9 protein-coding genes and 1 pseudogene are annotated in these 8,234 nt (G+C 67.2%); 6 read left to right on the top strand and 4 right to left on the bottom strand.

Annotated elements, in window-relative coordinates; translation table 11 throughout:
* The 4 genes from ACFWPJ_RS17995 to ACFWPJ_RS17980 all read left to right on the top strand — a co-directional run.
* On the top strand, positions 1–201 hold a 201-nt coding region (locus ACFWPJ_RS17995; RefSeq protein WP_378852693.1), incomplete at its 5' end, for a carbonic anhydrase family protein.
* 144 nt (positions 202–345) lie between these two features.
* Positions 346–633: a GlsB/YeaQ/YmgE family stress response membrane protein gene (locus ACFWPJ_RS17990; RefSeq protein ID WP_378852691.1), complete on the top strand. Its 288-nt coding sequence runs from the start codon at positions 346–348 to the stop codon at positions 631–633.
* 114 nt (positions 634–747) lie between these two features.
* The gene (locus tag ACFWPJ_RS17985) at positions 748–1,659 is read left to right on the top strand and encodes an ATP-binding cassette domain-containing protein (protein ID WP_378852689.1); all 912 of its coding nucleotides are present in this window, start codon (positions 748–750) and stop codon (positions 1,657–1,659) included.
* Entirely contained in the window at positions 1,656–3,239 is a 1,584-nt protein-coding gene (locus ACFWPJ_RS17980) for an ABC transporter permease (protein WP_378852687.1), read from the top strand. The genes ACFWPJ_RS17985 and ACFWPJ_RS17980 overlap by 4 nt, the downstream gene beginning before the upstream one ends.
* Before the next feature lie 9 nt (positions 3,240–3,248).
* Here the strand turns inward: ACFWPJ_RS17980 and ACFWPJ_RS17975 are convergent, their stop codons facing one another.
* Positions 3,249–3,839, bottom strand: coding sequence for a TetR/AcrR family transcriptional regulator (locus ACFWPJ_RS17975; protein WP_378852685.1), 591 nt, complete (start codon positions 3,837–3,839; stop codon positions 3,249–3,251).
* A gap of 77 nt (positions 3,840–3,916) precedes the next feature.
* On the opposite strand from ACFWPJ_RS17975, the gene ACFWPJ_RS17970 reads away from it, so the two are divergent.
* Positions 3,917–5,224 (top strand): DUF3533 domain-containing protein, encoded by a 1,308-nt coding sequence (locus ACFWPJ_RS17970; protein ID WP_378852683.1) that lies wholly within the window; start codon positions 3,917–3,919, stop codon positions 5,222–5,224.
* A 36-nt stretch (positions 5,225–5,260) separates the two neighbouring features.
* Positions 5,261–7,054: an AMP-dependent synthetase/ligase gene (locus ACFWPJ_RS17965; protein ID WP_378852682.1), complete on the top strand. Its 1,794-nt coding sequence runs from the start codon at positions 5,261–5,263 to the stop codon at positions 7,052–7,054.
* Positions 7,055–7,130: 76 nt separating this feature from the next.
* Here the strand turns inward: ACFWPJ_RS17965 and ACFWPJ_RS17960 are convergent.
* The 3 genes and pseudogenes from ACFWPJ_RS17960 to ACFWPJ_RS17950 all read right to left on the bottom strand — a co-directional run.
* Positions 7,131–7,352 (bottom strand): annotated as a pseudogene (locus ACFWPJ_RS17960) (MFS transporter); the annotation flags it as partial.
* Positions 7,280–7,477 carry a hypothetical protein gene (locus ACFWPJ_RS17955; RefSeq protein WP_378852680.1) on the bottom strand — a complete coding sequence of 66 codons (198 nt, stop codon included), beginning with the start codon at positions 7,475–7,477 and terminating at the stop codon, positions 7,280–7,282. The gene ACFWPJ_RS17955 and the pseudogene ACFWPJ_RS17960, both read right to left, overlap by 73 nt.
* Positions 7,478–7,527: 50 nt before the next feature.
* Positions 7,528–8,019: a hypothetical protein gene (locus ACFWPJ_RS17950; RefSeq protein WP_378852678.1), complete on the bottom strand. Its 492-nt coding sequence runs from the start codon at positions 8,017–8,019 to the stop codon at positions 7,528–7,530.
* Between the last annotated feature and the right edge of the window lie 215 nt (positions 8,020–8,234).

Here is an 8,234-nt window from a genome sequence, read left to right as displayed (position 1 = left end):
CCCGACAACCTCGCTCAGTTCCGGTACCAAGGGTCACTGACCACACCCCCGTGTACCGAAGGCGTGGAATGGATCGTGCTGCGCAATCCGAGCCCCGTCGCGATCGCCGACGTCGACCGGTATCGCGCGCTGTTCCCACACAGCAACAGACCAACCCAACCCCGCTACGGCCGCCCGGTCATCCTCGCCGGAACCAACTAGCAGACACGGCCCGCGAGCGATGTTGTGATGTGGCGTCGGTGTGGACACGGTTGGGCCACACGAAGCCGCCCGGACTGGCACCGACACCCGCCGGCGGGAAATGATCGATCGCAACCGAATTCGCCAGCACAGGAGGTTCCAGCGATGTGGAATGCGATTGTTCAGGTCTGTGGGTTCTTGATCATCGGTGCGGTGGTCGGCGTGTTGGCACGGCTGCTCAAGCCAGGCAAAGAGAACATCAGCATGGGCATGACGCTGGTGATCGGCATGGCCGCCGCGCTCATCGCCGGGGTGATCGCCAGCCTCATCGGTGTCGGATCGATCACCGAACTCAACTTCTGGGGCTTCCTGCTCGCGGTCGTCGCCGCGATCGTGCTGCTGTTCGCCGCGGAATCGGTCGGCGCCCGCCGACACCACCCGCCGGCAGCCTGAACCACACCGACGCAACAGCGCACCCCCGGACCCCGGGGGTGCGCTTCGTCTGCAAGCCAAGGCACGCACCGCAATCCGCCGCTGCCCCGACTGCGCCGGAACTACCCTGGCAGAATGGCTGCGGCACTCGAAATCTCGAACCTGGTCAAAACGTTCGGACGAACGCGCGCACTGGACGGACTCGACCTCCAGGTCACCACCGGCGAGGTACACGGCTTCCTCGGCCCCAACGGAGCAGGCAAATCGACCACCATCCGGGTCCTGCTCGGACTACTGCGCGCCGACAGCGGCACCGCCACCCTGCTCGGGGGCGACCCGTGGGCGCAGACCGCCGAGCTGCACCGGCGCCTGGCCTATGTCCCCGGTGATGTGAACCTGTGGCCGAACCTCAGCGGCGGCGAGGTCATCGACCTGCTGGGGACCCTGCGCGGCGGCCTCGACGAGAAACGCCGCGCCGAACTGCTCGAACGATTCGACCTGGACCCGACGAAGAAGGGCCGCACCTACTCCAAGGGCAACCGGCAGAAGGTGGCTCTGGTAGCGGCACTGTCCTGCGATGTCGAACTGCTCATGCTCGACGAACCGACCTCCGGTCTCGACCCGCTCATGGAAGCGGTCTTCCAGGAATGCATCGACGAGGTCAAAGAGCAAGGCCGCACCGTCCTGCTGTCGAGCCACATCCTCGCCCAGGTCGAGGCACTGTGCGACCGGGTGACCATCATCCGCCACGGACAAGCCATCGAATCCGGCACCCTCGCCGACCTGCGCCACCTCACCCGCACCTCGATCACCTGCGAGACGACCCGCCCACCGACCGAGCTCGACGCACTGCCGGGCGTGCACGATCTCGTCGTCGAAGGCAACCGGGCCCGATTCCAGGTCGACACCGTCGACCTCGACCCGGCCATCAGCCATCTCGCCGGCTTCGGCATCCGCACCCTGACCAGCAGACCACCCACCCTCGAGGAACTGTTCCTGCGGCACTACGGCGACGAACTCGCCGCCTCCGGGGTACCGGAATCATGACAACGCTGACCGGCACCACCACCCTCATCCGCTTCTTCCTACGCCGCGAACGGATCGCTCTGATCTGCTGGATCCTCGGCGGAACCTTCCTCTACTACTCCCAAGCCGTCGGCGTCGACATCGCCTACCCGACCCAGGCCGACCTCGATCGGGTCGCCGCCAGCATGGCAGGCAATGCCGCCATGGTGGCCATGGCGGGCCCGCCGCGGGTACTCGACACCATCGGCGGCCAAGTCGCCTTCCAGTCCGCGGCCTTCGGCATGATCGTGGCCGGACTGATGAGCATGTTCCTCATCGGCCGCCACACCCGCTCCAACGAGGAAACCGGCCGCGACGAACTCATTCGCTCCGGCGTCGTCGGCAGGCACGCTGCCTTCACCGCCGCGGCCGTTCTCACCGCCGCGGCCAACCTGATCTACGGGGCCGCGATCGCACTGAGCCTGATCTCCTACAAGCTGCCCACCGCCGGATCCATCGCCCTGGGCGGCGGCGCCACCTGCGCGGGCCTGGTGTTCATGACGATCGCACTGCTGGCCGCCCAGCTCACCGAAAGCACCCGCGCTGTCTACGGCATCACCGGTGCGGCGATCGCGGTCTCCTATGTCCTGCGCGCGGTCGGCGATGTGGGCAACGGGGTGCTGTCGTGGCTGTCGCCGCTGGGCTGGGGCCAGGCGATGCGACCCTACGACGGGGAGACCTGGTGGCCGGTACTCCTGTCGCTGGTCGTCGCTGTCGCGGTGACCGCGGCGGCGCGGCAAGTGCTCGATCACCGCGACTTCGGTGCCGGTGTACTCCCACCACGACCCGGCCCTGCCCGCGCGGGCAGGGCCATGCACAGCGCGTTCGGACTGGCCTGGCGCCTGCAGCGCGGTTCCCTGATCGGCTGGTCGATCGGCATGCTGCTCGCGGGTCTGGCATTCGGCTCGATCGGCAACGATGTGGGCGATCTGCTCGGTGACGTCGATCTGGGCGAACTGCTCGGCCAGGAGATGGGCAGCCTGGTCGACGCCTTCTACGCCATGTCGGCAGGCTTGCTGGCATTGATCGGTTCCGGGTACACGATCTCCGCGGGCCTGCGTCCGCGCGCGGAAGAGGCTGCCGGACGCACCGAACCACTGCTGTCGACGAGCCTGCCCCGGCTGCGCTGGCTGGCCGGGCACACCGTCATCATGCTCGCGGGTTCGGCGGTGGTGCTCGCGCTGGGCGGATTCGGCATGGGACTGTTGTACGGCGTGATCACCGGTGACATGTCCGAGCTGCTGCCCTTGCTCGCGGCATCGGTGACCTATCTGCCCGCGGTGTGGGTGCTCGGCGGAATCACGGTGGCGCTCTTCGGATTCCTGCCCGCGGCCACCTCGGGTGCGTGGATCGCCCTCGGTTTCTGTTTCGTGGTGTTGATGTTCGGCGCGACGCTGAGGTTCCCGAGCTGGCTGATGAGCATCTCACCGTTCGACAACATCCCCTTGGTCCCCGCGGTGGCATTCGCGCCGGCGCCGGTGCTGGTCACCACCCTGGTAGCGCTCGCCCTGTGCGTCGCGGGCGCGTACGGATTCCGACGCAGGGATGTGGTGACCAACTGACCGCGGCGCTCAGGGGCGGGGGAGTAGCCCCAGGGTCATGTGCCTGACCAGATCGTCGAGCAGTTCCTCGGAGTCGTAGTCGGCGGTGTAGCCCGAGCCGACGAACGTCGCCAGGCCCTGCAGCGCCGCGAGTGCGGTGACACCGAGACGTTTCGGGTCACCGGGCACGATCTCGCCGGCCGCCTGGCCCTCGGCGATGAGCGCGATCGGAACGGCGAAGGCACGCTCGGCGGCCGCCTGGATCTCGGTGTCGGTCGAACTGTGCCTACGCGCGAACATCAGCGGCAGCAGATCGGGATTGTCGACGGCGAACCGCAGATAGGCATGGGCGAAGGTCTGCAGGCGCGTCGTGATCGGCCCGTCTGTCACGGCCTGCTCGAAGCACGCCCCGAGCCGTTCCAGCCCGGTGACGGCCAGCGCGTCCAGCAGTGCCTGCTTGTCGCGGAAGTGCCTGCTCGGCGCCGCGTGACTCACACCGGTATCGCGTGCCAGCTGACGCAGCGACAGGCCGTCCGCACCGACTGTGCGCAGCGCCGACTCGGCGTGCTGCAGCAACGCGGCGCGGAGGTCTCCGTGGTGGTAGCGCGAGTGCAGGGACATGGTGCTAGCAGGATATCCGACACACAGCGAATGTTTGCATTGACTACTTTGTAGTCGCTGACTACATTGACGTTGCCATGACTGACAACACCGCGCCGAAACGCCCGCCGAGCAGCATGCCGATCCGCGAGTGGTTGGCACCGATCACGCTGGTCACCGTGCTGGCCGCGCTCCTGGGAACCATGTACCTCGGCTACACCGCCGACCCCGAGAAGCACCTGCACGACTTCCCGATCGCCGTCGTCAACCAGGACGTCGGCGACACCCTCGCAGGCAAGCACGCCAACCTCGGCGAGCAGATCACCACCGCGCTGAGCGAGAACATCCCGGCCGACAAGATCGACCTGCGCACCGTCGGCATCAACGAAGCCCAGCGCCAACTGCAGAACGGCGAGGTCTACGGCGCCATCGTCATCCCCGGCGACTTCACCAAACGCGTCGCCATCCTCGGCGCCTCGTCGATCGTCCCCGGCGACGTCGAACAGCCGATCATCTCCGTGCAGACCAACCCCCGCGCAGGCACCCTCGCCGCCCAGATCATGCACACCATCGCCGACCAGGCCATGACCCAGGTCAACACCACCGTCGGCACCCAGCTCGCCCAGCAGGTCCACGGCGCGATCGGCGCCACCCCACTCAGCGGAGCGGCACAACTGCAGCTCACCAAGCCCATCGACGTCGTCGTCACCCCGTACCACCCGCTGCCCGAAGGCACCGGCCAGGGCCTGGCCGCCTTCTTCTACACCCTCGTCCTGCTGATCGTCGGCTTCAGCGGCGCGATGATGATCAACTCCCTCGTCGACGGCTCCCTCGGCTTCATCCCCGCCGAATACGGGCCATGGCACAAGTCGACCACCCCGGCCCGGATCAGCCGCTGGCGCACCCTGCTCATCAAATGGGGGATCGCCGCGATCAGCGCACCACTGGCCTCCGGCGTATTCCTCGGCGTCGGCGCCCTGCTCGACATGTCGATCGAGCGACCGCTGCTGCTGTTCCTCTACGGCACCCTGGCCATCACCGCCATCGCCATCACCGGCCTGTCGGTCATGGCCGCCTTCGGCACCGCGGGTCTGATGATCAACCTCATCGTGTTCGTCGTCCTCGGCATCCCGTCGTCCTCGGGCACCATCCCGCTCGAGGCCACGCCCCGCTGGATCGCCGATCTGGCCACCTTCGAACCCATGCACCAGATATATCTCGCCGTGCGCGCCATCCTGTTCTTCGACGGCCACCTCGAAGCCGGCATGAGCCAAGGACTCTGGATGACGCTCATCGGCCTGGCGATCGGACTGGTCATCGGCGCTGTCGCCACCCACACCTACGACCTGCGCGGCCTGCACCGCCTCGGCCTCGACCACAGCCAGGAACCGGCCACCGCGCAGTAGCGGCACCACCGATCGATCACCCCAGGAAGGGCACCCATGCGAGAGTTCGAAGCCCCTGCTTCCTACACCGTGCCGGAACAGGCGAACAATTCCGACAGCGTGTTCCGGCACGCGGAGCAATCGCCCGGCACGGTGCTGTTCAACGTCGCGACCGGCAGCGGCGAACTCGCCGACATCACCGCCGCCGAGTTCGCGCAGACCGTCACCGCCGTGGCCAAAGGCCTCATCGCCTCGGGCATCGAACTCGGCGACCGCATCGCCATCATGGCCCCCACCCGCTACGAGTGGGTCGTACTCGACCACGCCATCTGGGCCGCGGGCGGCTGCACCGTCGCCATCTACGACAGCTCCGCCGCCGAGCAAGCCAAGTGGATCCTGCAGGACTCCGCGACACAGCTGCTGGTGGTCGACAGCGACAAACATGCCCGGATCATCGACGAGATCGACACCGACGCACTACCCGCCCTGCGCGAAATCCTGCAGATCGACAAGGGCGTCATCGCCGAACTCACCGCGCGAGGCGCCGATCTGGACGACCATGCCGTCCACACGCGCCGCGCGCAGGTCGGCGCCGCCGCAGCCGCGACCCTGATCTACACCTCCGGCACCACCGGCCGACCCAAGGGCGTGCTGCTCACGCACGGGAACCTCTACGCCGAGTCGAAGTCCGACCGCATCGCCCTGGAGGAGTTCGTCACCGACGGCAACAAGACCCTGATGTTCCTGCCGCTCGCGCATGTCTTCGCCCGTGCCGTCACGCTGGCCGCACTCGACGCCAAGGTTGTCGTCGCGTTCAGCTCCGACTGGTCCACGCTCGTCGACCAGTTCGGCGCCTTCCGCCCGAACTTCATCCTCGCCGTGCCGCGCGTCTTCGAAAAGGTCTTCAACGGCGCGAAGCAGAAGGCACACGCCGCAGGCAAGGGCAGGATCTTCGACCGGGCCACCGAGACGGCCATCGCCTGGAGCGAGTCACTCGACAACGGCGGCCCCGGACTCCTGCGCACACTCGAACACGCACTGTTCGACAAGCTCGTCTACCGCCACCTGCGCCAGGCCCTCGGCGGACAGTGCGAGGCAGCAGTATCCGGCGGCGGACCACTCGGCGCACGCCTCGGCCACTTCTTCCGCGGCGCCGGCATCCCCATCTATGAGGGCTACGGACTCACCGAAACCACCGCCGCGATCACCGTGAACACCCCGCGCAACACCCGGGTCGGCACCGTGGGACGCCCGACCGAGGGCCACGGCATCAAGATCGCCGACGACGGCGAACTCCTGCTCCGCGGCCCGGTCGTGTTCCACGAGTACTGGGGAAACCCCGACGCCACCGCGGACGCCTTCACCGACGGCTGGTTCCGCACCGGCGACCTCGGCGCCATCGACCGCGACGGCTACCTCACCATCACCGGCCGCAAGAAGGAAATCCTCGTCACCGCGGGCGGCAAGAACGTCTCACCCGGCTTGCTCGAGGACTCGCTGCGCGCGCATCCCCTGATCGGCCAGGCGATGGTGGTCGGCGACGGCCGCCCCTTCATCGGCGCCCTGCTCACCCTCGACCCCGAAGCCCTTCCGCGATGGAAGCACCGCCACAACCTGCCCGCCGACACCCCGATCGAGAAACTCATCGAGAACCCCGACCTCGTCGCGGAGATCGACGCCGCGGTCGCCGACACCAACACACTGGTCTCCCACGCCGAGGCCATCAAGAAGATCCGCATCCTGCCCGCGGACTGGTCCGAGGCGACAGGGGAGCTGACCCCGAAAATGTCACTCAAGCGCGCGGCGGTCATGAAAAAGTACGCCGCCGACGTGGACAAGATCTACGCCTGAGTTCTCCCCAACTGGAAGAACAGCCGGGGGAGTGCTCGGGCTGCCCAGGGGCGGTGTGTGCTGGGTGCGGACGAGATCAGCCTCCGATAGCAGGCTCGGCTGATCGGACCGACCGACCTACTCGACGGCCACTCCTGGTGGACGCCACCACGCCGAGCGCGGCGAGAACCGCGAACGTCGCGAACAACCATCGTGCCGGAGTTGCTCCGCCCGCGTCGGTCGCGTTCACCACCACCCCGGCCAGGCCCGCGCCGAAGGCGCCACAGACCAGCTGAACGGTGTTGATCGCCGCGGCGGCCCGGCCCCAGTCAGAAACTCGTTGGTGGCGTACAGTCCCACGCCACCGGCCAGCACTATGGACGCCGTGAGGTACTTCGGGCCCAACAGCTCCCGCCAGGTGCCGCTGATAGCCGTCGCCGTCATGGCGGTGATGCTACGACCGCAACCTTGCTCGAGGTCAAGGGTCTCGCGCGCTACTTCGCCGTGGCGCCGGCCAGCCAGCTGATGCCGGGCCAGGACTTGGGCAATCTGATCAAGCCACTCATTGCCAGCACTACCAGATCCTCATAGCCCTCGCGCATTTCCGCGAGATGATCCCAGGCTCGGTGACGCTGGACGGCATCCTCCATGTGGTGCAGGGCCCAATGCGCGCAGGCCGAGGCTTCGGCGACCCGCGCGATCACCCCGCCTACCGAATCGGTTCCCCGTGGCGTCCCGGCCCGCGGCCGTGGAAGCTGCGCGGCGATCCACACATCGATCTCATGGACAACCCCCGCGACTTGGTGGCGAATCGTGGCGGCGGACGGGTCACCGAGCCACGCTCGATACAACGATCCAAGTTTCCCCGCCCACTGCGCCAGCGGGCAATCGCTCTCGGTGGATCCACTGACCGCGCGCAGCAGATCCTGCGGCGACAGAAACGGACCGTACTGCGGAGGCACACGCAAACCGGAACTCTCCACCATGGTCCGAGTCACCTGGCGAGTTGGTTCGGCATTACCCGAGCCACCCTTGATGTTCGAGGTGCGAGACTCACACTTCTATCGACATACACGATGATCTCCTGATGCAGGCACGTCGAAGTCGAAGCACGCGCCTGTGAAGAATTGCTTTCTCCTAGGTTGGGACGGACACCGCTGTCCTTCCGCGAGAACCCGCGAGATCAGGGATACTGGGCGCT

It is taken from the genome of Nocardia sp. NPDC058497 (assembly GCF_042720195.1).
Classification (GTDB): domain Bacteria; phylum Actinomycetota; class Actinomycetes; order Mycobacteriales; family Mycobacteriaceae; genus Nocardia.
Note: the sequence above shows the minus strand (reverse complement) of the source record. Positions and strands in the feature narration are given on the sequence as shown.